We start from the raw sequence: 23229 nt of genomic DNA, 5'->3' as shown, positions 1-23229 counted from the left end.
TTATAAGCACCCCTTTTTTATTCGCTATTATGGCTCTTCTTATATTTTTTTATCTGGTCACGATCGTTGACTGGTCAGCGCTTATGAACATAATTGGAGCCAAGGTGTTTCCCATAGTGGCGATTTTATTAAATTCGGTTACTCTGATAGTGTATAGGCAATGGATTAATAAGAAAGAGGTGAAAACATGACTCCAAATGAAAACATGAAGATATGCGTCAAAGGGCATACATATGTGAAAAAAAGCGATTGCCCGACCTGTCCCATTTGTGAGAAGGAACGAAAACCAGAAACAGGATTTCTTTCCGTACTCTCCGCTCCAGCCAGAAGAGCGTTAGAAAACAATGGGTTGACGTCTCTACAGACGTTATCGACATACAGTGAGAAAGAGATTCTCGCCTTTCATGGGATGGGACCGTCTTCTATACCGAAGCTTCGGAAGGTGTTGGGGGAGAGTGGGCTGTCGTTTAGAGAATAGGGAGAATGTAAATGAAGAAATAAATAGTGGTAGAAGGTCTTGAATATGAGCCACATAAAAAAGCTAAGAGCATTAGCTCCTGCTCTTAGCTTTTTCTTTTCGAATTCTTACCACTCAACATCATCGCATTCCCTAATACTTTTTTGTTTAATAAGATCTTCGGCATGTGCAAGACATCAGCCAGTTTGTCGCTATTCAGTTCAGACACGCCATGTTGTTTCAGGGCAGATAATAGCTCTTTTTCATCTCCGAATGTGTTCTCATCCATGAACAGGTCCATGAAGACAAATTCCCCTCCAGGTTTTAATACTCTTAGTGCCTCTTTGATTACGTCCGTTTTGTTACTGGCATCTTTTACCTCATGAAAGGTAAGGCAGCTGACAACGACATCAAATTCATCGTCTTGGAAAGGGAGATTCGAGGCACTTGCTTTCAGAAAATGGATACGATCCGAGACCCCTTCGATCTGTGCATTCTGCTCGCACTGGGCTTTTGAATATTCCCAGTTTCCTCCCCAATAATCGATTCCGGTTAATCGGGATGTGGGGAAAGTCTTTGCCAATTTTATAATCAGGGAGCCACTGCCTGTTCCGATATCTAGTATGTTTTCATCTCCACGGACTCTGGACACGATCAAATCATGGATCTTCGACTGATAATTTCCACCGAACGCTGCGAATTGGTAAACAGAATTGGAGAGGATTAAGGTTATATAAAGAAAGGGCAACGCGAGCATTCCTGACAGGAGGCGCAGGTATACAGGAATGGTGAATATTGTGACAAAGAGAAGCAGAAGTGAAATACCCCCGAAAATAAGTAGTTTGTACATTCGAATCCAGGTTTGATAGTTTGCTTTTGTATTCAATTGATTCTCCATCCTTACCATCTATTCTTTGTTATTATTATAGAGGAAAAGATATTCCAGCATGTGATTATTTTAGCAGAAATAGCTATGGTAATATGGTGCCATGTTATCCAAAAGAAGAAGGTGAGCAAGTGGACATCAGGCATTTGAAATATTTTATAGAAGTAACGCGATTCAAGAGTTTCACCCGTGCGGCGGATCATTTGTTTGTGACCCAGCCGACGATCAGTAAGATGATCAGAAATTTAGAGGGTGAGCTTGGGGTGGAGCTATTCGATCGTTCCCGGAAGCAGCTCGTGCTGACGGATGCGGGACGGGCGATTTTGAAGCAGGCACAGACAATCGATAAGGCATTCGAGAATGTCCAGCATGAACTCGATGACCTGATCGGTCTGCAACGGGGGCATCTCCGCATCGGACTACCGCCGATCATGGACGCGGGTCAGTTCATCAAGGTGCTGGGGGAATTCCATGCTCTCTACCCCGGTATCACTTTCCAGCTGGTCGAGAATGGGACAAAGCGGATTGAAGAAGATATCCTCGCAGATCAGCTCGATGTGGGGGTAGGTGTCCTGCCTGCTGCAGAGGAGGATTTTCACCATTTTTCTTTTATGAAAGAAGAACTACGGATCGTGGTGCCGAGGACACATCGATTGGCCGGCAGGAAGCAGGTTAAATTGTTAGAGCTTGAGGACGAACAGCTCATTCTCTTTAATAAGGACTTTGCGTTGAATGACCGGATCCGCGGGGCTTGCAAAGAAGCAGGTTTTCTTCCGAAAGTGGTGTCTGAAAGTTCTCAATGGGACTTCATCGGGAAGATGATCGAAGCGGAACTCGGGATTTCAATCCTGCCGAACAGCGTGTATAAGCAGCTGAAGGAAGATCTCGTCGCTATCCGCGTCGTAAAGCCCGTCATCGAATGGGACCTCGCCATTATTTGGAGAAAAAATCAATACTTATCGTATGCCACAAAAGAGTGGCTGACCTTTACCCAGGAACGATTGATGGGGAGCATTTCTGACTAAGGAATGCTCTTTTTTTGTCGCCTATTTTGGAAAAGTGGATATTGATACCATTCAGATGTAAGCCATTGCATAGACAGCATCTATGATGATGATAAGGAACATTCATTTCACTTATCCTGCTTCAGGGCGTACACTTTGGGTATCAAACGTTTGAGAAACCATTTTACAACAGAAGGGACTTGTTCTTCATGGCAAAAACGAAGCATCCGAAAGAGAGTCTGGTCGTCAGCACGGACCAGGTGATGATCAATGATTTAAACAACTACAACACCCTGTTCGGAGGCGTGTTGATGAAGAAGCTCGATAACAATGCGACATTATCCGCGAGACGTCATGCACGGGTGAAGGAATGTGTGACCGCTTCAACGGATTCCATCGACTTCCTCTATCCGATCCATCAAAGTGATTCCGTTTGCGTCGAATCCTTCGTCTCGTATGTCGGGAATAAATCCATGGAAATCTTCTGCAAAGTGATTGCCGAAGATATGATCACAGGTGAAAGACGAATGGCGGCGACAGCTTTCCTGACCTTCGTAGCACTCGATGAAAATAAAAAGCCCGTCAAAGTACCGGAAATCGTTCCGGAAACAGAAGAAGAGAAATTTTTGTTCGAATCAGGAAAAGAACGGGCAGAAAGAAGACGGGTCCGCCGAAAGCAGAGTAAAATACTGAATGACATCATTGGACTCGAAAAACCTTGGAACTTGGGAGGGGAAGCATCATGACCACAATGCTTGCTGGAATGAACGAACTGCATGAAGCGAAAAAAGATGTGGAAGCACTCAAGCAGGATTACCCTGAACTGAATGAGCAGCTCATCCACGTCGCAAGCCTGACGAGACAATTACAGTTGAAGTACGGATACATGGGGTCACTACTCCGCGACAAGGAGCTGCCGGACTACGAGCCGCAGTTTGTAAGAGGCTCGATCCTGTCCCTCTATCAGGAGGAAGTGCAGAAGCTGAAAGAACACCCGAATATCGTTCAGCTGAAAGAAATCATGAAAAAGCACCGACAAATCAGTGATTCGAAATTATTTTTATTGATCCTTGGCGCGAAGCCGGAACTGTTGCAGGGGTCGACGATTATAAAATAATGGAGAGTGGAACCGGAAGAGGGCAGTCTTCCGGTTTTGTTTTGTATTGGTGAGGAAAAATGTTTGTAATTAATGATTAGTCGGTAAAACATCCAGGAACATCTCCGGACTGCAATCCACTGCGACTAAAGACGATACCATTTATGCCGTGCATGTGTTTCATGACGAATCAGTCAGTCGGTTGCTGATCGAGTATCAGTACATTGGGATGACGTTTCATGAACGGTTGAGATCCCTTTTTAACAAAAGAGGATTTTTTTTAATGGAAAATCCTTATGTGAAGAGGAAACGACCCTCTCAATCTTGAAAGTATAAGTGATATGTAATTACAGGAGGGAATAAAAATGAATGCCAAACAAGTATTACTCTTGCAACTGGACGCCTGCCACGATCAAAATACCTGGTTTGTCTCATTGACCAATTCCATCAAGGATCTCACCGAGGAACAAGCAACGTGGAAGCCAAATGAAGCCACCAATTCCATCTCTGAAATCATCCATCATCTCATCTACTATAATCAACGCCATTTAAATCGATTGAAGGGGATTGAGAATGAAGAGAGTACCAATGAGAGCACTTTCAAGAATAGGGAAGGCCTCAGTTGGAGTGAAACGTCCGTACGGATTGATCAGTTGATGGCTGACTGGAAGAAGGCGGTTGAAGGGGCAGATGAGGTGAATTTGAATAACTGGTCTGAAATCATTGCCCACCTCACGATCCATACCACCTACCATGCAGGGCAAATTCTTTATATTAGAAAATTACAGGGCTCTTGGGATCCGCAAGCGGGAGTGAAGGGGTAACTCCTAAGAAAGAGGACTTGGTGGCAAGTCCTCTTTTATATTGATCGTGCTGCGTCCCTTCTCCCCAACCAAAATGAAATCCCAATCGAAATCACAGAAAGATCAGCGATCATCCACACGACACCGGGCCAGTTAAATTGGTGGTAAAAGCTTCCGCTGACGGTACCGCCGACGCTTGATCCGGCGTAATAAGCGGATAAGTAGAGGGCCGAAGCCTGTGCTTTATCATGGACGGCCAATCGTCCGACCCAACTGCTAGCGATGGAGTGGCCGGCGAAGAATCCGTACGTAAAGATGGCGATTCCGATGATTTTTACCCACAGATTCGGATGCAGGGTCGTCAACACCCCGGATAACATGATGACCAGGGATAGTGGCAGAATTCTTTTTTCTCCATACTGATCGGCGAGCATTCCCATCCAGGTCGAGCTGAAGGTGCCGACGATATAGACGATGAAGATGAATCCGACGACGGTCTGGTTGAGTGAATACGGTGGTGCGATCAGCTCGAATCCGATGTAATTGTAGAGGGATACGAAACCTCCCATCAAAAGAAATCCGATGATGAAGAGATACGTGAGTCCCGGTACTTTGAATTGGCTGAACAGGGATTCGGCCAATGATTTCAGCTGAAATGTCTGCGGTCTGAAATGGGCAGACGGCGGTATAAGCACCAGGAAGATGACGGTTGAAAGCAAGCTGATGATCCCGACTCCCATCAATGCGACATGCCAGTTGAAATGGTCGGTAAGGACGCCACTGATGATCCGACCGGACATTCCCCCGATGGAATTTCCGCTGATGTATAACCCCATGGCCATCCCGAGACTCTTCGCTTCGATTTCCTCACCCAAATATGCCATGGCGACGGCAGGAAGCCCGGCGAGAGTTATCCCCTGCAAAATTCGGCCGACAACTAGCATATGGAAGCTTGATGCAAATCCTGTGCAAACGGCAAGAATGGAAGATGTCAGTAAAGAGAAGGTCATAACGGATTTTCTTCCATAGACGTCAGATAAGGAACCTGCAATTAATAGACTGATGGCAAGGGCAATCGTGGTGGAAGACTGGCTGAGACTTGAGGCGGCCGGTGATATCGCAAACTCCTTGGCGATATCCGGGAGCAGGGGTTGTGTTCCCCACAGGATGGCGAAGGTGCTGAATCCGCCTGCAAACAGGGCAAGGTTTGCATTTTTAAAGGCCGGTGTCCCTCGTTTGATGTAATCCATGCAGCAAGACTCCTTTTATACTAATCACATTAATACCATCATCCTATATCTCTTTTAGGAAGCAATTCTAATCGTAAGGATTCATGAATCATCCTGCCTCCACTTGAGTGTAAATTAAATTACAAAAATGTTAAAAACCCCCACAATCTGTTTGAGGCTCATCTCACGAGGTAAATAACCAATGTACAAACGTACAACACCCATTACACTTAAGGAGGATTTTATTTATGGCAAACAGTAACAACAATAACAACAGCAACAACGGTAAAATGAGTTACGAAGAAGCTGGTCGTAAAGGCGGCGAACAAACGGCTAAGAACCATGACAAAGAATTCTACCAAGAGATCGGAGAAAAGGGTGGAGAAGCAACTTCAGAAAATCACGACAAGAAATTTTATCAGGAAATTGGAGCGAAAGGCGGAAGTCAGTCCGGTAACTCGAGCAACTCGAGTAGCTCCAACAGTTCAAACAATTCCAACAGCAATAAATAGCCACCGGATGATTCCCCTAACTCAAGAAGACCTGTCGATCGACGACGGGTCTTTTTAAGTTGAATCTATGATGGTTCATTCATAAGAAGCACATGTTCCAATAAGGCTAGAGCGGAGTCGATATCATGATAACTTATCTGAGAGTCATGTTGAGTGATGATGAATGAGTCATATTCCTTCGAGAAAGAAACCAGCAATATGTCAGAATCACCCTCAGAAAATGACTGGGTAATATCACAATCGGAAAAAGTTTGGAGCGTCTGCAAAATGGTAAGCAGCTCACAATTTCTTGACATTATCTTTAACTCCTTTCTTAAAAAGGGAAGAAAATTGTCTGATTTTGGCTAATTTTAACATAATCGCATGATGCTTGTAAGGGAGAAAAGTCATGATTCTCATTTGGGAGTATGAATGAAGGTCCTGTAATTGGTAGAGAATATTAATAAATAGCCTTCATAAGTTTACATGACCCTCTTAACTTGAAGAGGGTCTTTTTTTAAAAAATTCTTGTGCACTGGAGGCGCGTATGCTGGAGAGATATGATCAAATTAGAGAAAAACATGTAGCCCTTAACCAAGAATACATCCAGTATTGGCTGGACCATTGCTTTCTATCCCCACTCTGGTGGTTTATAGTAGTCCTCCTTATCCTATCCTGGGTCATCTTTTTTCGATTAACGAAAAGAGAGGAGCGGCCGAAGCTTTTTTTTCTTGGACTGACTTGGATCCTGGTAGCCGCGAACCTCGACGGGTTTGGATATGATCTTGGCTTATGGGGCTATCCAGGACAGCTCATCCCCATACTTTCAAAAGCATACGTCTTTGACTATGCATTGATCCCTGTCACGTATATGCTCTTGTATAAATACTTTCCTAAAGGAAAAGCGTTTCTGTATGCGAATATCGTTCTGTCGGCAGGAGCATCGTTTATCGCTGAGCCTATCTTTCAATGGTTACAAATTTATAAGATCTATCATTGGAAGACTGGGTTGTCCTTTGTCATCTATATCGTTCTTTCGTACTTGATCAGGTGGGTGGTGGAGTTGGTTTTTAGAGGAAAAGATAGGGAAGATGATTAACAGGTTAGCTAGTAGATACAAGAAACATTCTGCCTCCACTTAAGTGTAAATTAAATTACAAAAATGTTAAAAACCCCCACGATTTGTTTGATTTTCATCTCATGAGGTAAATAACCAATGTACAAACGTACAACACCCACTACACTTAAGGAGGATTTAATTATGGCAAATAGTAACAACAACAATAACAACAGCAACAACAACAGTAAAATGAGTTACGAAGAGGCTGGACGTAAAGGCGGCGAACAAACAGCTAAGAACCATGACAAAGAATTCTACCAAGAGATCGGAGAAAAGGGTGGAGAAGCAACCTCAGAAAATCACGACAAGAAGTTCTATCAGGAAATAGGAGCAAAAGGCGGAAGCCAGTCCGGTAATTCAGGTAACTCCAATAATTCCAACAATAAAAATAACTAGTATTTAGAGAGAATCCCCTATGCTATTTCCATAAAAGAAAAGCATAGGGGATTCGTGTGTAAAAGTCCGTCTCCTTGTGTTTGTATAAATATCCCAAACGAACTTGTTTTATGTTATGCTTTTCTTGTGAATAACTTCACAATCTTGCTTTTAAGGGGAGACAGGATGAATAAAATAAAACCGGCATTGTATACGAGTTTGATTCTTTCTACTTTTTTGATGATCTTTAGCATAATGGATGGGGGCATCTGGCTCTTTCCAATTGTCTTTACATATTCCTTAGCAGGTAACCTCGCGTATGGGGCTCCGGTTTCCTTACTTTCGGATTGGTTAACGAGAAAGCTTGTCAAAGGAAAGTTGTTTGCAGCAGGTTTCATCCATGCTTTCTTTGGAGCTATTACTTATTTTGTGATAGACGGGTTTGCATGGTTTGCCGTGATCTGTGCGGTTATCTTTTTCTTGATCGATGAATGGTTGAAAAGGAAAAAAACACCTAGTCCTGAGCGGGAGAGGAAACGATTCTATCTCACATTAGTAAGCGTGCTCTCCGTTGTGGCGATTGTGATGCTGGCTAAGAATTGGATATCCATTAACGATAAAGGAGAAATAATAAAAAACCGTTACCTGGTCCCTGAAGGATACGAGGGTACGATTGTCATTTTCTATGGCATGCCTGACCGACCTTCCCTTGAAAAAGATGGAGAGTTTTCCGTCATTCCTGTAGAAATCGAAAGCCTGCCCACGTTAATGAGGACGGATATTGAACGGTATGGAATCTATCAAACGTCTACGGAGGACAGGGGTTATAGCATAAATCAGAATCAGTATTTCTATGTGGATGAAGAAGGAAAGCGGACCCTCCTTGAAGGTGAGTGTATTCACCATAGCGGTGGTGGCAGTGTGACAGGATCCGATAGAAAAGAGATTGTATATGATACATTCCAGGTGACGAATTCGGCCTGCAGCAGGGATTTCTCCTCAAAAGGGAATGGACGATATTCCGCACAGGGTCGGGAAATAGGGAAGTATTGGTTGAGTTTGTATTAGGGAGACATATTTGAGATTTGAAATTCCATATTAAGGCTGTTTATCGTAATATGTTTGATTAAATTCTTATAATTAAGTAAAATCTTAATATATTATTATATAAAAAAGGCTGGAGGGATAATAATGGGACAGAGAAGCTAAGACACGAGTCAGCTAAGCGAAGCTGCGTAACATTTGGTTCAATGGTTCGATCCGGGTTGCTGGAAGCTGAACGTTCTACTTCTCAATATGGGTTCTATGCAATCCCTTTTAGAGATAAGTAGTTTTCAACTTCATGCTTTCATCAATTCAACCATTCACTTAGTGGGTGAAATTTATCATGATGGAGGTGTAAGCCTTATCCGAGGATAAGGCTACTAATTGACAACGTCTATAAACTTAATTTTAATCGTTTTATTAATTGCTTTAACTGCTTTTTTCGTAGCGACGGAATTTGCGATTGTAAAGATTCGAAGTTCCAGGATTGATCAGCTCATAGCGGAGAATCGTAAAGGATCGATTGCCGCTAAGAAGGTCGTGACTCATCTGGATGAGTATTTATCTGCTTGCCAGCTTGGAATTACGATTACGGCTCTTGGATTGGGTTGGCTTGGTGAGCCGACTGTGGAGAAGATTTTGCATCCACTTTTTGCTTATTTCGAGTTAAATGAAGCAATCACGCATATCCTGTCCTTTGGTATTGCCTTTGCCCTTGTAACATTCCTTCACGTTGTAGTAGGGGAACTTGCGCCAAAAACGGTGGCGATCCAGAAAGCAGAAGCAGTTACGTTGTTATTCTCGGGACCTATCATTTGGTTCTACCGGATCATGTATCCTTTTATCTGGTTCTTAAATGGATCTGCACGTGTGCTTGTGGGAATCTTCGGGTTGAAGTCGGCTTCTGAGCATGAAGAAGTTCATACAGAGGAAGAGCTTCGGATCCTGCTTTCGGAAAGTTATAAAAGCGGTGAAATTAATAAGAACGAACTAAAGTATGTGAACAACATCTTTGAATTCGATGAGCGGATTGCGAAGGAAATCATGGTTCCACGAAAAGAAATCGTCTCCCTTTCCATAGACGATACCCTCGAGGACGTGATAGATACCATTCGAAATGAGAATTTCACGCGTTATCCTGTCGTGAACGGCGATAAAGATAACGTCAAAGGATTCGTCAATATGAAGGAGCTTCTGACAGAGGCGATGGTCAACGAACTGGATGAAAACTTTACTCTCCGACCTTTTATCAATCCGATCATTACAGTCATCGAGACGATTCCGATTCATGACCTGCTTGTGAAAATGCAGAAAGAGCGGGTTCATATTGCGGTTCTAATTGATGAATACGGGGGTACTTCCGGCATCGTGACGGTTGAGGATATCCTTGAAGAAATTGTCGGTGAAATCCGGGATGAATTTGACGAGGATGAAGTAGCTGAAATCCGAAAGCTTAAGGATGGACATTACCTTCTTGATTCAAAGGTCCTCATCAATGATGTCAACTCTCTTTTGAACATAAACATCGACATCGGGGAACTGGACATCGACACCATCGGAGGCTGGTACATGACGCAAAACCTCGATGCCAAAGTCGGCAGTTTCATTGAGGAAGAAGGGCACCGCTTCAAAGTGATTGAAAAAGACGGAATCCAGCTCCGCTATATAGAAGTGACAAAGATATAGAGAGGGAAAAGTAGCAACTGGCTCATGAAATCTGGTTGCTTCTTTGGGGGACATCCTGATTGGATGTTCCCTATTTATTATCCATCTGAAACCACTTTTTCACGGCTTTATTCTGATTTTTGAGGTTGGATATTCCTGAAGCGTTTGAAGAATGAATGAGAATGCCTATTAGATTAGCAGCATCTTATGGCATACTTAATTGAATTCTGCCTGCAGTGGGGAGTTCTCCTTAGAAGGGTAAGAACGATACCTTGCACAGGGGCGGGAAATCGGGAAGTATTATGATGATCGGCAGGGGCTCGACTAAATAGGTTGAGCTTCTTTTTTATATGGGATTGAGTTCACGGTCCTTTTTTGAAATAATTGGTAGTGGTATAGTTTTAGAGGTTGCGATGAACGATAATGAGTTTAGATCATTTCTCGATGCATTTTTAGTAGATTGGAAGAATTCATCTATTGAGGTCCGTCCCAGATTAGGCGATTCGCTGATATATTTAAGATTTCGCCGATAAAATGAAAATATCGCCGATAAAATTCGTTTTTCGCCGATTTATGGATTTGGAGACTTATGATGCAGCAGAATGACGGGGTGATTCCTTAATATTGGCCTATCTAGGATCGATTTTTCAAGTAACCGGCCATTTTTACTGAGTAATCGGTAGAAAATGATCAAAATAACGCAAGCTTTTCAAAAGGAGTACAAAACGTGGTGGCAAATACAGAATCAGTAGAAGCGCGGGGATACCGGAACGGGGATACATAATGTTATAAAGCATGACGAAAATTTTTCAGACGAACTTTATTTTGTTAATGAAGGAGAGAGCTCATGAAATTTGTTCTTGTAATTGGACCTCAAGCGGTTGGTAAAATGACAGTTGGACAAGAATTAGCTAAGCTTACGGATTTGAAACTATTTCATAATCATATGACGATTGACTTGGTCAGTCATTTCTTTGACTACGGCACGAAAGAAGGAAAGAGATTAGTCAGTCTGTTTCGTCGTGAGATATTTGAAGAAGTATCAAAGAGTGATTTGTATGGAATGATTTTCACTTACGTCTGGGCATTTGATATGCAAGAGGACTGGGATTATATTAATCAAGTTTCTCAGTTGTTCGAGTCCAAAGGAGGTACTGTTTACTTTGTCGAGCTTGAGGCAGATTTAGAAGAAAGACTTGAGCGAAATAAAAGTTCAAATAGACTTGAACATAAGCCATCAAAAAGGGATATCGATTGGTCTGAAGGTGATTTGAAGAAGTCGATGGAGGACTACAGATTGAATTCTTTAGAAGGTGAAATGAAATATTCAAACTATATAAAGATAAACAATACAAACTTGAGTGCGGAAGAAGTGGCAATGTTAATTAAGGAGAAATTTCAATTATAATATAGGAAAATGTTAACTTCACTGCTCATTTACTCCTACCAGTGAAGTTATGATTGAGTTCATTCCTTAGGTTTGAAATAATTGGTTTTAAGTAAGTGACCAGGATGAAAGCTGGTTGATAGAATAAACAAAATCGTAAACATGGAGGCCAAAATGAAAACAGTCATAGCATTCAGCGGTGGAAAGGATTCCACCCTGGCATTATATGGAATTCAACAAATTCAGGAATACGAGATTGATTCATTGCTCGTGACTCTGACGGAAGGGTTCGACCGGGTTTCGATTCATGGCGTCCGGTATGAGCTGTTGAAGAGGCAGGCGGAGTCGCTCGGGATTCCGCTTCGTGAGGTCTGGATCCCTGAGGAGTGTTCTAATGAGTTGTATCAGGAGCGAATGGAGAGAGCGGTCTCAGATATGCTGGAGGACGGGGTCACCCACATGGTCTTCGGGGATATTCATCTAAAGGATGTTCGAGAGTATCGAGAGAAGATGCTTTCGGGAACGGGGATCACTCCGGTTTTTCCTCTTTGGGGTCGGTCTGTGGGGGAATTGAGCCGTGAATTTATTGACCTCGGGTTTCAAACCGTGCTCACTTGTGTGGATATGGATCAATTGGATCGGTCCTTTGCAGGCAGGGTATATGATGAAGCGTTTATACGGGATTATCCCGAGGAGACTCGTGATATTTGCGGTGAGAATGGGGAGTTTCATTCGTTTGTGTTTGATGGGCCAAATTTTAGGTTCTCGCTTGAGTATGTATTAGGGGAAGAGCGGGTGGTACCTGATTATCTCACTAAAAAGGATAGGTTCTTATTCATAGATTTACTACCAGTTAAACCAAGATAATTTTCTAAATCAATACGTATGATCAGGCTGTTTTTCACACTGATCCAACGGTACAATGCGCATTGCGTGAGTAATTGAAATATCATCTAGTGCAGAATTCTTTATTTGGAAAACCGGCCAATGTGGAATTGGCCGGTTTTTTTAAAAAAAAGTGAGCTATCCTGTTTGATGTAATAAAAACACTAAGTTATTGTGCTTTAAACTTAATCAACGAATGCAAAGATTTACTTAAGATTGTTAGAACCGAGGATCATAACGTTTACCTTTGGATTTATCGTCACTTGTTGATAATCCTGTTTCCACGCTTCGGCATTCCAAGAATCAGGATATTTTGTGGAGAGATCTTTGGCGATTCCTAAAGCGTCACTATTGGCTTTGATTAAAAGATCGGTAAGTTCTTTTGCTTTTTTCGTGAGTTTCTTTGAAGCTAATGTATTTAAGTTCTTGAGATCTTCAGAAGGTTTGTCTTCATAATAGCTTTGTATTCTTGCTTGTAGATCAGCGGTTATTGTGCAGGTGACTTTCCCGTTTTTTTTCCTGACATCCATTTTTGTCTTGGCCTTATCAATGACAATGGTAAAAGGCTGACTTAACTCGTCTGATCTTATACTTAATATCGCCCTGTTTTCCAATTCATTCCTTAATATAAGCAGAAGTGAGGTCTGGCTTGTTGTCAGTGTATCACCAGTGAATTTATCACCGTTAAATAAGGCTGACCCTGCCAGCATCACCTTGTCTTGGTTATCTTTTTTAATATAGGGGAGAAAGATATCATTTGTCTTGTCTGATATTTCATTCCAAGCAGTAAACGTGGTTTCTTTAGGAATAGATGTTCCTTTTGTCCCACCGGTCAGCAGATTATCCACCTCGAAAACAATGGGGCTATCTTCAAGCTTCAAGGACAAGATTTCATGTCCTTTTCCTTCACTTATCACAATACGCGAGGAGATATATCCCCTGGTGGATCGAAGAATCGGCTCAACTAGTGAGGTGATTCCCTTGGTTTTGGCCAATTCTTCCCCGACAACAATGACAAATGCTTTTCCAACATCCATATTCCCGGATACTTTATTTTGAAGATCCACCGCAAGCTGGGTAACCGTTTCGTTCTCAGTTTCATAAAATTCATCCTTCACTTCAAACTTACCTCCACCAGCGCTGCGTATATTAATCGCCCTGACTGTCCCCAGAATATGATCGGACTCTTCAGCCTTGTCAAAACTGATCCCGTTCACTAGTCTGTTATCGTTTAGCTGGTTTTGGTCCCAGCACCCTGCCAGAAAGAACATAGCAATGAAAATAACCGGAATTTTTCTCAATAGGAAACCTCCTTTTCCCGTTTCTTTACTAGGTAAGAAAACAAAAGCAGAATGCATGGAACGGCGAATACGACTGCATAGCTCAAATATTCAACATAGTTGGAATAGAGTTCTTGGGAGTCTGGATCTTTCTTTGCGATCGTAAATAGGACGAAAATCAATGTGCTATTCATCAAAACCAGATTAACAGGTTTGCCCTTGAAAAAAGAAAGACTTTTACTGCTCAAATATATATAGATGACAATCGATGCTGCCAGCGGGACAATCCATATCGATATAAAAAGTAAATCGATACGGTCTACCATTTGAAAATGAAGGGGCCGCAAAAAGTAGATAACGGGATATTTAATTTGTTTCAGGGCTGATTCACTGAAAATCATGATACAAAGAATGACAAAATAAGTAGTTAAACCTGTTACAAAGACATTGGCCCATGTGATCACTTTTAAGAATGAAGTTCCCTTCTTGGAGGCGAGGGGATATAAAAACAGGATCACCTCAAATCCTAAAATGGCTAACAGGCAATCTTTGCTGCCGATGGTAATTTCCTTTATGCCGGTGTTTCCTAAAGGGAGAATATGATGTAAGTCCACAGGCAAAAGAAAGGAAAAAAAAGAGATTCCAAACAAGAAAAGAAAAAGAATGGATATGAGCCCAAAGAATCTGGCGATAATACGAATGTCACTGATGGCTAAATACGTACAGGTAAGCATCATCAGCAATCCGATTACCCAATAAGGAGTGATCGTCAACAGATGTTCTTTTATAATGGACGAAAACCGAAGCAATACAAACGATGCAGTTACGATAAAGTAAAGATAGATGATCATATTTACAAAGCTTCCTACATATTTCCCCAGTAAAAATATTGTGATTTCGGCATAGTTTAAATTGGGGAAACGTCTCAATAATAACCAGATAATAACTAGAAACAACTGGAGAGCCACTCCTGCCAAAAGAACCGACATCCAGCCGTCTCCTTTACTTGTACTTTGCAAGGTATTCGGCAGTGTTAGAATGGCGAATCCAACTTGAGTTTGGGTCATAAGAAAGAATATCTGCCAGTTCGTTAGGGATCCTGTCTGTGACATTGACGATTCCACACTTTCGTTTCTGGATTACCTACGTTTGTTTTAAAGTGTTATTCCTCTTTTTGGTTTTGATAAATGAATCTTTAATTCCCTTGAAGTGTAATGGGGCTAAGGGTTCCAAGTAAGGTTTTCCGAAAGACTCCAACCTGCAGAGGTGTATCAGTAATACTGAAAGAGCAAGGACAATGCCTAAAAAGCCAAAAAAAGTGGCAGCGACCATTACGGGGAAAGCCATGATTCTGGCACCCGTCCCCATTTGGTTGACAGGTGCTACGAATGAGGCAATGGCAGTAAGTGCAATGACGACGATCATCGTGTTGGAAACAAAACCTGCTTCTACTATTGCAGTCCCGATGACCAAACCGCCGACAATCCCGATTGTTTGTGCGATTGGTGAAGGGAGACGGATCGCCGCCTCCTTTAACAGTTCCAGCACAAGCTGCATAGCAATGGCTTCAAAGAATGGTGGCAGCGGGACATATTCAATTTGAACTCTGATCGCATATTGAATCCCGATAGGCAGAACTTCTGAATGAAAGGAAACGACTGCAATATAAATGGCGGGTAAGCAGATGGCAACCAAAAAGCTGAATATACGTATGAGCCGGAAAAATGACCCGATGATCCATCTACTATTATAGTCATCAGGTGACTGATAAAAGCTGAAAAAGGTAATAGGAGAAACCAGTACGTGTGGAGTTCCATCCACGATTACAAGTGATTTCCCTTCTAATAAATAGGATGCTGCCCGGTCGGGTCTTTCAGTTGATAATATTTGTGGGAATACAGAATAGCTGTTGTCTTCAATTAATTCTTCCAATTCCCCCGCAGATTGAAGCTCCTTAACATCCACCGCTTCTATCCTTTTTATTAATACGTCTAATGGACCATGATCCACCAGTTCCTCAATGTATACAATCGATGCTTTTGTATTTGTAGTAGAGCCCAACGTATAATTTTTAATTCGTATTGAAGGGTTTTTCACTCTTCGCCTGATTAAGAAGATGTTTTTACTGATATTCTCCGTAAAGCCATCATGGGATCCTTTGATGATGTGTTCATTTTCCGGTTCCTGAATGGCCCTATCATCACCGGCGGCAACGGGCATCAGAAGGGCGGAATTTACACCTTCTGACAACAGGGCACAGTCCCCCTCGAGGAGACCATTCACGGTCACTTCTAAATCGGTCGTTCTACTATACTCCGCATTTTTTATCACGGATTCCGGGCCAGTCTCCTCTTTGCATTCAAGAAGCGGCTCAATAATATTTCTTTCTATCAACTTTTTATCCACTAGAGAGTCGATAAAGAGAAGTTTGCAAGGCTTATTCAGGAAAATGAGATCCCTCATCTTCAAATCTTCTGCTTCATAGACGGCAGATCGAATGATCTCTACATTCTCTTCAATTTTTTTTGACAGCTTTTTAGAAGGACTCATTTATAGTTCACCTGCCGCTCTGGTATTTCTAATATTCTTGCCCCAAATGGTGTTATTTATGTTCGATAAAGAAGGGAGCGATTGGACAGACAATACCTTGCCTGGAGAATTCGCCCATTGATCATTGCAAAGGGCAGAATGGAACAGGATTTTCTGTACCTCTTTTTTCTATAGCAAGAGTTTTGATTATAAGTATCAATAGTCCCTATTCTTTTGTATCCGACCAAAGTGATTTCTCGTGCTTAAATAATGAGAGATGAAATAAATTCCTGTATAAATAGGAAATGAATAAATGTATTTCCATCCTGTATAAACGACAAAATCACTCCACACAAATACCGGCTCTGCTATAAATGAAACCAAAAAACCATATAGTATCCCTTTTTTAAGGAAACTTACGTTTGGTTTGATTTGAATGAAAACAATTGTTAATACAGGAATTAGGGTAATATCCCATGGTTTATAAGAAGGGGAGAAGGGAAGAACCTCATAATTGTAATGCCATAATCCCAATTGGACCCCGATGCTATCCAGCCAAATCGCGATAACCATGACAAAAAAGGCGATATATAATAACCTGTGGGTGCTCTCTTTTGGGCGGTATTTGGCCCATAAGATCCAAGGGATGATTGTCAGAAAAACTCCTATCCACCACTGCCACCCGAACATAATTTCTTCTCGCCATAATTCGAATTTTTCTATGTAAGTTTGATGCATGGTTTCATATATTTTATGGATTTTTTGTTCGGTGCTCATTTTTCCCTCCAGACCCCTTGGTGTATAAAAGGTTTTGTCTGTCCATACTCCAATAGATTTGAAATGGTAGTATTAAGTAGTATTAGAGAAAATAAGTGATTTATTCGTCGCGGTTTGTACTTAAGATTTATTCCTGGTTTGTCTGGGCTGGGGTTTCCTGATGATTTGAAAGGACGGATGGTTCGGAGTCTGTTTCGGAAGAAGCTGTCCTGAAAAGATGAAAGGTCCGTCCCTCAAGATGGAGGGACGGACCTCTATAGTAGATCAATTCCGGATAAGGTAGTCGAATGCGCCTAGTGCGGCGTTCGCTCCTGATCCCATGGAAATGATGATTTGGTTGTATGGGCTGTCTGTGCAGTCTCCTGCAGCGAATACGCCAGGGACGTTGGTGGCACCATGTTTATCAACCACGATTTCACCGAATTTTGTGCGTTCTACAAGGTCACCGAGCCAGTCTGTATTTGGAACGAGACCGATTTGGACGAACACTCCTTGCAGTTCGATGTGTTTCTCTTCGTGTGTATCACGATCGGTGTAGGTAATTCCGTTTACTTTATCCGTACCGGTGATTTCCTGTGTCTGGACGTTTGTCAGCACCGTGACGTTCGGCAGGCTGTGAAGACGCTTCTGCAAGACGTCATCCGCCTTCAGATCAGGATTGAACTCAAGGACCGTAACATGCTTGACGATTCCTGCAAGGTCGATGGCTGCTTCGATCCCGGAGTTTCCTCCGCCGATGACAGCGACATCTTTGCCTTCGAACAGTGGTCCGTCACAATGAGGGCAGTACGCCACTCCTTTGTTCTTGAACTCCTGCTCACCAGGAACGCCGATGTTACGCCAGCGTGCACCTGTCGAGATGATCAGACTCTTACTTTTCAGGACAGCACCGTTTTCAAGCTCAAGCTCGACAAGGTCTTTTTTCTCAAGACGGCTTGCGCGCTGAAGGTTCATGACATCGATGCCGTAGTCTTTCACATGCTCTTCTAGGCTAGCCACAAGCTTAGGTCCTTCCGTGTGCTTCACACTGATGAAGTTCTCGATGCTCATTGTATCAAGGACCTGACCACCGAAGCGTTCTGCAACGATTCCCGTACGGATCCCTTTACGTGCAGCATAGATCGCCGCACTGGCTCCTGCAGGTCCGCCACCGACGACAAGGACATCATAAGGATCTTTATCCGATAGCTCATCCGCACCGGGGCCTTCCACGATCTTAGAAAGAATTTCTTCCAGGGTCGTGCGTCCGCCGTTGAAGAATTCCGCATTCAGGTAGACAGCAGGAACGGCCATCACGTTCTTGCGTTCCACTTCTTCCTTGAAGGCAGCTCCGTCGATCATAGTGTGCGTGATGTTCGGGTTCAGGACACTCATGATGTTCAGTGCCTGCACCACGTCAGGACAGTTGTGACAGCTTAGGCTGACATACGTTTCGAAGTGGTGATCGCCTTTGACACTCTTGATCTGGTCAATGACGCTTTGATCCACTTTCGGCGCTCTGCCACTGACTTGAAGGAGAGCAAGGACCAAGGATGTGAATTCGTGTCCAAGGGGGATCCCGGCAAAAATGATGCCGGTCTCTTCACCAGGACGATTCACGCTGAAGCTTGGTGTTCTTGTCAGTTCTGCTTTTTCAACACTGATGCGGGTTGACATGGAAGAGAGCTCTTCAACAAGAGCCAGCATATCCTTCGAAATGGCATCGTCGCCTGCACTGACTTTCAGGACGATGTCGCCTTCCATCATCTGCAGGTATTGTTCTAATTGTGCTTTTATATCTGCTTCAAGCATGCTCAGCACTCCTTATAATTTACCAACTAGATCAAGGCTTGGCTTAAGTGTTTCAGAACCTTCCTGCCATTTAGCCGGGCAAACTTCGCCTGGGTTGTTGCGCACATATTGTGCCGCCTTGATTTTGCTAACTAGAATATCTGCATCGCGGCCGATTCCGCCTGCATTGATTTCAACTGCCTGGATGATACCATCCGGATCGATGATGAATGTTCCGCGGTCAGCAAGACCATCTTCTTCATTTAATACATCGAAACCGCGAGTGATGCGTTGAGATGGGTCACCGATCATGGCATATTTGATTTTACCGATTTTTTCAGAGCTGTCGTGCCAGCCTTTATGTGTAAAGTGAGTGTCCGTAGAAACTGAATATACTTCTACGCCAAGCTCTTTAAGCGTTTCATAGTTATTTTGAAGGTCTTCAAGTTCTGTCGGGCATACAAATGTGAAGTCTGCAGGGTAGAAGCAGAAGATGCTCCATTGACCTTTCAGGCTTTCGTCTGTAACAGTGATGAACTCACCATCTTTGAATGCTTCTGCTTTAAATGGTACGACTTGTGAACCGATTAATGACATAGTGTAAATTCCTCCTAGTGGTTTGTGTGATTGAGAATCATTAATAGATTATAATAATTCTAATTCGATATTTATTATTATATATTTACTTTTTTTTGTCAAGGGAAAAGATTGAGGTTCTAATAGAAAGGAAGATGTAGTTGAATAAACGATTGCTTGTCCTGTTTACGATGCTTATCACCCTACTTCCCGTCCATATCTATGCGGCGGCACCATTTGTGATAGGGGAAGGAAGTTCGGGTGATTATCAATACGCGGTCATAAAAGGGGATAATACATTCACGTGGAAAATCGGTTATCAAGGTCACTTAGTGACGATCGACGAGAACCAGGAAAATCAAGATCATCTGGACCGTTTTCGAACGGCTGTGAATGATCTGGACAGTCACAAATTCGGGCTCATTCTATCGATTTGCTACCTTATCATTGTCGGCATTACGACACTGGTCTTTTATAAAAAAACCAACCATATCCCCCGGGTAAGTGGGGTGATCATAGCTTGTTTGACTTTGGGTGCGGTGTATTATGGCATTACGTCTTTTATAGGGATGAAGGCAGCTATAGAGGATGTGGGATATTATTACGTCACCTTGACTGATTCGTGAAAGCTGTACATTCGGTGGCACTGGTGGGGTGTGCAACAGAGGCAGATTGGTCTGAAATAGGATCCAGTTTTTCAATTTTTCGGGAAAAGTCTGTTCGGTTATATATATGTGATCGTTTGGTGGTGGGGATTGATTCGAAAAAGAGTTAGTAGACACAAGGTACCTTGGCAATTTAGGAGGGAATAGCATGACAAACATAATCAGATTCAACCTTTTCCTACTGGTATTGTATTTAATTCTTTTCTATTTTTCTATCAGCAGGATGAATCTGTTTGGAGATTTCACAACTTTCATTAATCTATCGACAATCCTCATCCTGCTGGGTTTAGGAATCTATTACCCCAGATTCAGTAAGGGTATTAATGAGGGAAAGGTAAGCAAGATAAAATTGATCTGGAATGCGTCGTTTCTACTGCTGTTTGTTGGATTTCAAATGGTTACAGGAATGATTCATAGCAGTATTTTTTATATCATTGTGATGATCATGATGGTGTTGATGGTTATGAATATTGGGAGACTCCTGGGTTGTACTTCAAATTAAAGCCAAGAGGTCAGTCCCATCGGTATTGATTGACTTTTTTATCGATCATCAATTACTTGTAAAAAATAGATTGGTTAAAGGGGAAAAGTCACAAAAGCTGAAGATCAAGAAAAGGATCTTCAGCTTCTTTCCATATGATTGTACTTACTGGTTTTTAGGTACCCCTGGAGGATAATAGTACGGTGGTACCTTTAGCCATCCTCTTTTGCGCATAGCTGTTTTCAGTTCCATACCAAGCACCATTTTTTCAGTCTGAAATCGTGACCACATGAGACTCATATCATTACGAACGCTTTGGCTCATGTTTGTGGCACACATCACAATATTCGAGGCAATTTTAATGGAGATAAAGTTAGCGATTTCATCATCTGTCATTTTGGCCCCTAAGGGAATACTGTTGGGGTCAGATTTAGGTCTGGTTTCTGACGTTTTCGATAGGGGTATGCCTTCTTCTACCATGAATTGTTGAAGTATATTCAATTGGTGTTGCCCAAGCTTCTTTGATTTGTTAATGAGTTGGATTAAATCGTCGTCTGTCGTTGTATTTAATGAAGCTTCGAGGACAGGTACTTCTTCTGCCAAGGCAGTGAAATAGATCCAACATCCCATCGCTTCACCGATATGTGGAGGTGTCTTTGGTTCTGTATCAAAGGTGGTTCGCAGGTAATCAAAAGCGGTTTCAAAGAGATTCTGCATTCATTGTCATCCTTTTTTTACTACCATTATTTCCAATTATTATCCTTTTAATCTGTTGTTCTGCATTTCAGGGTGATCAGGAACACCGGAAGCCAAAATTTGTCTAGGTGCTTTGAAGGTAGCCAAGATACCTGTCCCCTGGGCTCATGGTTTACCAAATCACCAAATCGGCAACCCTTAGGACATATGTCCTTTCGAAAAACGCCAACCTCCTATTTAATAGAACAAAGAATAGGAGGATGAACGATGAAAGGTGCTTTATTTGCGCTGCTTGGTGGACTTTGTATCACGATGCAGGGAATCTTCAATGCAAGGATGAGTGACGCGATCGGCGGGTGGCATACGACTTCGATGGTACACCTTGTGGCCTTTACGATTGCGATGACGATATATATGAAAGTAAGAGATGGAAAAGGAAAGAGCTTCAGGAAGGTGGCGTTCCTGTATTTGATCGGGGGATCGTTCGGTGTGATCGTGGTGTTTTCAGAACTGACGGCGATTCACATGATCGGTCCGGCATCGGCCATTGCGATCCTTCTCGTTGCACAAATCGGGACTGCATTCCTCATTGAGTCACGGGGATGGTTCGGGGAGAAGAAGATCCCGGTTACGCCGAGGCAGGCAGTCGGACTCTCGATGATGCTTGCAGGGGTCGTCCTTTTCCAATTGTAGAAGAAGGAGTCTAACGATGAAAGAAATACAAGGGGCTGCTCCCAATCATTATATAAAACAATTCGAGCTGGATGAGTTATTTCCGGCGGATTTCAGAAAGCATATCAAGATGTATTCTTTTGAAAAAGGGGACAATCCTTTTTCGACGGGGGAAGAGCTCCATGAACTGTACTTCCTCATGGAGGGGAAAATCAAGATATTCACCCATACACCTGAAGGGAAGCTATTGATCAATCGATTCAAGCGTCCCCTGGCCCTGATCGGGGATGTGGAATATGCGAAGGGTACTGCGGTTCTCAATTCAGTGGAAGCCGTCACGGACGGGGTGTTCTTATCAGTTCCGTTCACGGATCTCTCAAGGCTTGAGAAGGAGCATCCAGCGATCATGCGTTTTCTATTTGATACAGTTGCCCACAAGTTTTATACGGAATCACATATAACGAGCATGCATATGCTGTATCCCGTCGAAGTACGATTAGCGAGCTATTTGCTATCCATTTCTGAAGCAGGCGAAGGGACCATGTTCCATCAGGAAATGCATACGTCCAATCTCATGGAGCTCGCCGAATGGATCGGTACCAGCTACCGTCACCTGAACCGGGTACTAAAGAAGATGGCAACCGACGACCTAATCGAACGGGTCAACGGTTCCATCACCATCAAAGATCTTGAAAAACTCAGCATCCTTGCGAAAGGAAACATCTATGAATAAGGAGGGTCTAAAGATGATCGGAATCGGATTAGCCATCATGGCAGGAATCTTAATCAGTTTGCAAAATGTCTTTAATGCACGAGTCAGTGAAAAAACAGGCCCATGGGCAACGACGAGCCTTGTCCTCGGCCTCGGCCTTGTATGTTCTCTGCCGGTATTTTATACAATGGAAGATAAAAGTCTGCTGGACTTCAGCGGGGTCAATCCTGTCTTTCTGTTCAGCGGGGTATTCGGAGTCGGGATCGTGTTCTTCCTGATGAGGGGAGTCACGTTGATCGGACCGGCGTATGCGATCTCGATCGCACTTATTTCTCAAATCTCCATTGCCTTTATCGTCAATACAGGTGGATGGTTCGGCTTTGAACCGTCTGCACTTTCCTGGGAGAAGATTCTTGGGATCGGTCTGTTGATTGGCGGGGTGTTGGTTTATAAGTTGGAGAAGCGGACGGAAAAGAATCCTGAAGTTGTACGTGAAAGTGAGAGTTTAACGATATAAAGAGACCTTTTTTTGGAGATTGGTCAGCTGAATGAGAAAGATTCAGGTTCCTATGCCGCAAGTCATCCATTTTAAGTGAAATTTTTACTAAAAAAGGTTGAAAAGTCTTTGC

The 23229-nt window shown here is 42.8% G+C and carries 26 protein-coding genes and 1 pseudogene; 17 read left to right on the top strand and 10 right to left on the bottom strand.

What is annotated here, in order from left to right; translation table 11 throughout:
• Nucleotides 1-187: 187 nt before the first annotated feature.
• Nucleotides 188-478 carry an RNA polymerase alpha subunit C-terminal domain-containing protein gene (locus tag F0342_RS01365; RefSeq protein WP_149154268.1) on the top strand — a complete coding sequence of 97 codons (291 nt, stop codon included), beginning with the start codon at nt 188-190 and terminating at the stop codon, nt 476-478.
• 85 nt (nt 479-563) lie between these two features.
• Here the strand turns inward: F0342_RS01365 and F0342_RS01360 are convergent, their stop codons facing one another.
• On the bottom strand, nt 564-1355 hold the full coding sequence (locus F0342_RS01360) for a class I SAM-dependent methyltransferase (protein WP_149154267.1): 792 nt from the start codon (nt 1353-1355) through the stop codon (nt 564-566).
• A gap of 119 nt (nt 1356-1474) precedes the next feature.
• On the opposite strand from F0342_RS01360, the gene cidR reads away from it, so the two are divergent.
• The 4 genes from cidR to F0342_RS01340 all read left to right on the top strand — a co-directional run bounded on the left by cidR (nt 1475) and on the right by F0342_RS01340 (nt 4267).
• Complete coding sequence (cidR, locus tag F0342_RS01355; RefSeq protein WP_149154266.1) at nt 1475-2368, top strand: cidABC operon transcriptional activator CidR; 894 nt, start codon at nt 1475-1477, stop codon at nt 2366-2368.
• A gap of 188 nt (nt 2369-2556) precedes the next feature.
• Nucleotides 2557-3093: an acyl-CoA thioesterase gene (locus F0342_RS01350; RefSeq protein ID WP_149154265.1), complete on the top strand. Its 537-nt coding sequence runs from the start codon at nt 2557-2559 to the stop codon at nt 3091-3093.
• Complete coding sequence (locus F0342_RS01345) at nt 3090-3464, top strand: hypothetical protein (RefSeq protein ID WP_149154264.1); 375 nt, start codon at nt 3090-3092, stop codon at nt 3462-3464. Before F0342_RS01350 ends, F0342_RS01345 begins: the two co-directional genes overlap by 4 nt.
• 344 nt (nt 3465-3808) lie before the next feature.
• Nucleotides 3809-4267, top strand: coding sequence for a DinB family protein (locus F0342_RS01340; protein WP_149154263.1), 459 nt, complete (start codon nt 3809-3811; stop codon nt 4265-4267).
• Nucleotides 4268-4302: 35 nt separating this feature from the next.
• On the opposite strand, the gene F0342_RS01335 is transcribed toward F0342_RS01340, so the two are convergent.
• Nucleotides 4303-5496, bottom strand: a complete 1194-nt coding sequence (locus tag F0342_RS01335; protein WP_149154262.1) for an MFS transporter — start codon at nt 5494-5496, stop codon at nt 4303-4305.
• Nucleotides 5497-5723: 227 nt separating this feature from the next.
• On the opposite strand from F0342_RS01335, the pseudogene F0342_RS01330 reads away from it, so the two are divergent.
• Nucleotides 5724-5936: pseudogene (locus tag F0342_RS01330) on the top strand (KGG domain-containing protein); the annotation flags it as partial.
• 116 nt (nt 5937-6052) lie between these two features.
• On the opposite strand, the gene F0342_RS01325 reads toward F0342_RS01330, so the two are convergent.
• Nucleotides 6053-6283 carry a hypothetical protein gene (locus F0342_RS01325; protein WP_149154260.1) on the bottom strand — a complete coding sequence of 77 codons (231 nt, stop codon included), beginning with the start codon at nt 6281-6283 and terminating at the stop codon, nt 6053-6055.
• A 230-nt stretch (nt 6284-6513) separates the two neighbouring features.
• Between F0342_RS01325 and F0342_RS01320 the strand changes: the two genes are divergently transcribed.
• From F0342_RS01320 to F0342_RS01295, 6 genes are all read left to right on the top strand, one after another.
• Nucleotides 6514-7065 carry a CBO0543 family protein gene (locus F0342_RS01320; protein WP_149154259.1) on the top strand — a complete coding sequence of 184 codons (552 nt, stop codon included), beginning with the start codon at nt 6514-6516 and terminating at the stop codon, nt 7063-7065.
• A 162-nt stretch (nt 7066-7227) separates the two neighbouring features.
• The gene (locus F0342_RS01315; protein WP_149154258.1) at nt 7228-7482 is read left to right on the top strand and encodes a KGG domain-containing protein; all 255 of its coding nucleotides are present in this window, start codon (nt 7228-7230) and stop codon (nt 7480-7482) included.
• Nucleotides 7483-7647: 165 nt separating this feature from the next.
• Nucleotides 7648-8529, top strand: a complete 882-nt coding sequence (locus F0342_RS01310) for a DUF6843 domain-containing protein (protein ID WP_149154257.1) — start codon at nt 7648-7650, stop codon at nt 8527-8529.
• Between the two features lie 360 nt (nt 8530-8889).
• A complete protein-coding gene (locus F0342_RS01305) occupies nt 8890-10191 on the top strand; it encodes a hemolysin family protein (RefSeq protein WP_149154256.1) in 1302 nt (433 codons plus the stop codon).
• Nucleotides 10192-11017: 826 nt separating this feature from the next.
• Entirely contained in the window at nt 11018-11578 is a 561-nt protein-coding gene (locus tag F0342_RS01300) for an AAA family ATPase (protein ID WP_149154255.1), read from the top strand.
• A 153-nt stretch (nt 11579-11731) separates the two neighbouring features.
• Complete coding sequence (locus F0342_RS01295) at nt 11732-12424, top strand: Dph6-related ATP pyrophosphatase (RefSeq protein ID WP_188048354.1); 693 nt, start codon at nt 11732-11734, stop codon at nt 12422-12424.
• Between the two features lie 224 nt (nt 12425-12648).
• Here F0342_RS01295 and F0342_RS01290 read toward each other — a convergent pair whose 3' ends face one another.
• From F0342_RS01290 to ahpC, 6 genes are all read right to left on the bottom strand, one after another.
• On the bottom strand, nt 12649-13743 hold the full coding sequence (locus tag F0342_RS01290) for a Ger(x)C family spore germination protein (protein WP_188048353.1): 1095 nt from the start codon (nt 13741-13743) through the stop codon (nt 12649-12651).
• Nucleotides 13740-14834: a GerAB/ArcD/ProY family transporter gene (locus F0342_RS01285; RefSeq protein WP_149154252.1), complete on the bottom strand. Its 1095-nt coding sequence runs from the start codon at nt 14832-14834 to the stop codon at nt 13740-13742. The genes F0342_RS01290 and F0342_RS01285 overlap by 4 nt, the downstream gene beginning before the upstream one ends.
• Nucleotides 14835-14865: 31 nt before the next feature.
• Nucleotides 14866-16272, bottom strand: coding sequence for a spore germination protein (locus F0342_RS01280; RefSeq protein WP_149154251.1), 1407 nt, complete (start codon nt 16270-16272; stop codon nt 14866-14868).
• A 195-nt stretch (nt 16273-16467) separates the two neighbouring features.
• Nucleotides 16468-17028, bottom strand: a complete 561-nt coding sequence (locus F0342_RS01275) for a CBO0543 family protein (protein WP_149154250.1) — start codon at nt 17026-17028, stop codon at nt 16468-16470.
• Nucleotides 17029-17292: 264 nt separating this feature from the next.
• On the bottom strand, nt 17293-18819 hold the full coding sequence (ahpF, locus tag F0342_RS01270; RefSeq protein WP_149154249.1) for an alkyl hydroperoxide reductase subunit F: 1527 nt from the start codon (nt 18817-18819) through the stop codon (nt 17293-17295).
• 12 nt (nt 18820-18831) lie between these two features.
• Nucleotides 18832-19395, bottom strand: a complete 564-nt coding sequence (gene ahpC, locus F0342_RS01265) for an alkyl hydroperoxide reductase subunit C (protein ID WP_113971351.1) — start codon at nt 19393-19395, stop codon at nt 18832-18834.
• A 140-nt stretch (nt 19396-19535) separates the two neighbouring features.
• Between ahpC and F0342_RS01260 the strand changes: the two genes are divergently transcribed.
• Together F0342_RS01260 and F0342_RS01255 are read left to right on the top strand one after the other, a co-directional pair.
• Nucleotides 19536-20000, top strand: a complete 465-nt coding sequence (locus tag F0342_RS01260) for a geobacillin-26 family protein (protein WP_149154248.1) — start codon at nt 19536-19538, stop codon at nt 19998-20000.
• Between the two features lie 187 nt (nt 20001-20187).
• Entirely contained in the window at nt 20188-20541 is a 354-nt protein-coding gene (locus tag F0342_RS01255; RefSeq protein WP_149154247.1) for a hypothetical protein, read from the top strand.
• A gap of 144 nt (nt 20542-20685) precedes the next feature.
• Here F0342_RS01255 and F0342_RS01250 read toward each other — a convergent pair whose 3' ends face one another.
• Nucleotides 20686-21237, bottom strand: a complete 552-nt coding sequence (locus F0342_RS01250) for a DUF3231 family protein (RefSeq protein ID WP_149154246.1) — start codon at nt 21235-21237, stop codon at nt 20686-20688.
• 246 nt (nt 21238-21483) lie between these two features.
• On the opposite strand from F0342_RS01250, the gene F0342_RS01245 reads away from it, so the two are divergent.
• The 3 genes from F0342_RS01245 to F0342_RS01235 are packed head-to-tail and all read left to right on the top strand — an operon-like array spanning nt 21484 to nt 23117.
• Nucleotides 21484-21909: a DMT family transporter gene (locus F0342_RS01245; protein ID WP_149154245.1), complete on the top strand. Its 426-nt coding sequence runs from the start codon at nt 21484-21486 to the stop codon at nt 21907-21909.
• 16 nt (nt 21910-21925) lie between these two features.
• On the top strand, nt 21926-22621 hold the full coding sequence (locus F0342_RS01240) for a Crp/Fnr family transcriptional regulator (RefSeq protein ID WP_149154244.1): 696 nt from the start codon (nt 21926-21928) through the stop codon (nt 22619-22621).
• Between the two features lie 13 nt (nt 22622-22634).
• Nucleotides 22635-23117, top strand: coding sequence for a DMT family transporter (locus F0342_RS01235; protein ID WP_149154243.1), 483 nt, complete (start codon nt 22635-22637; stop codon nt 23115-23117).
• Nucleotides 23118-23229: the final 112 nt, after the last annotated feature.

Source organism: Bacillus sp. CH30_1T (genome assembly GCF_008364765.1).
Taxonomy (GTDB): domain Bacteria; phylum Bacillota; class Bacilli; order Bacillales; family Bacillaceae_B; genus Rossellomorea.
Note: the sequence above shows the minus strand (reverse complement) of the source record. Positions and strands in the feature narration are given on the sequence as shown.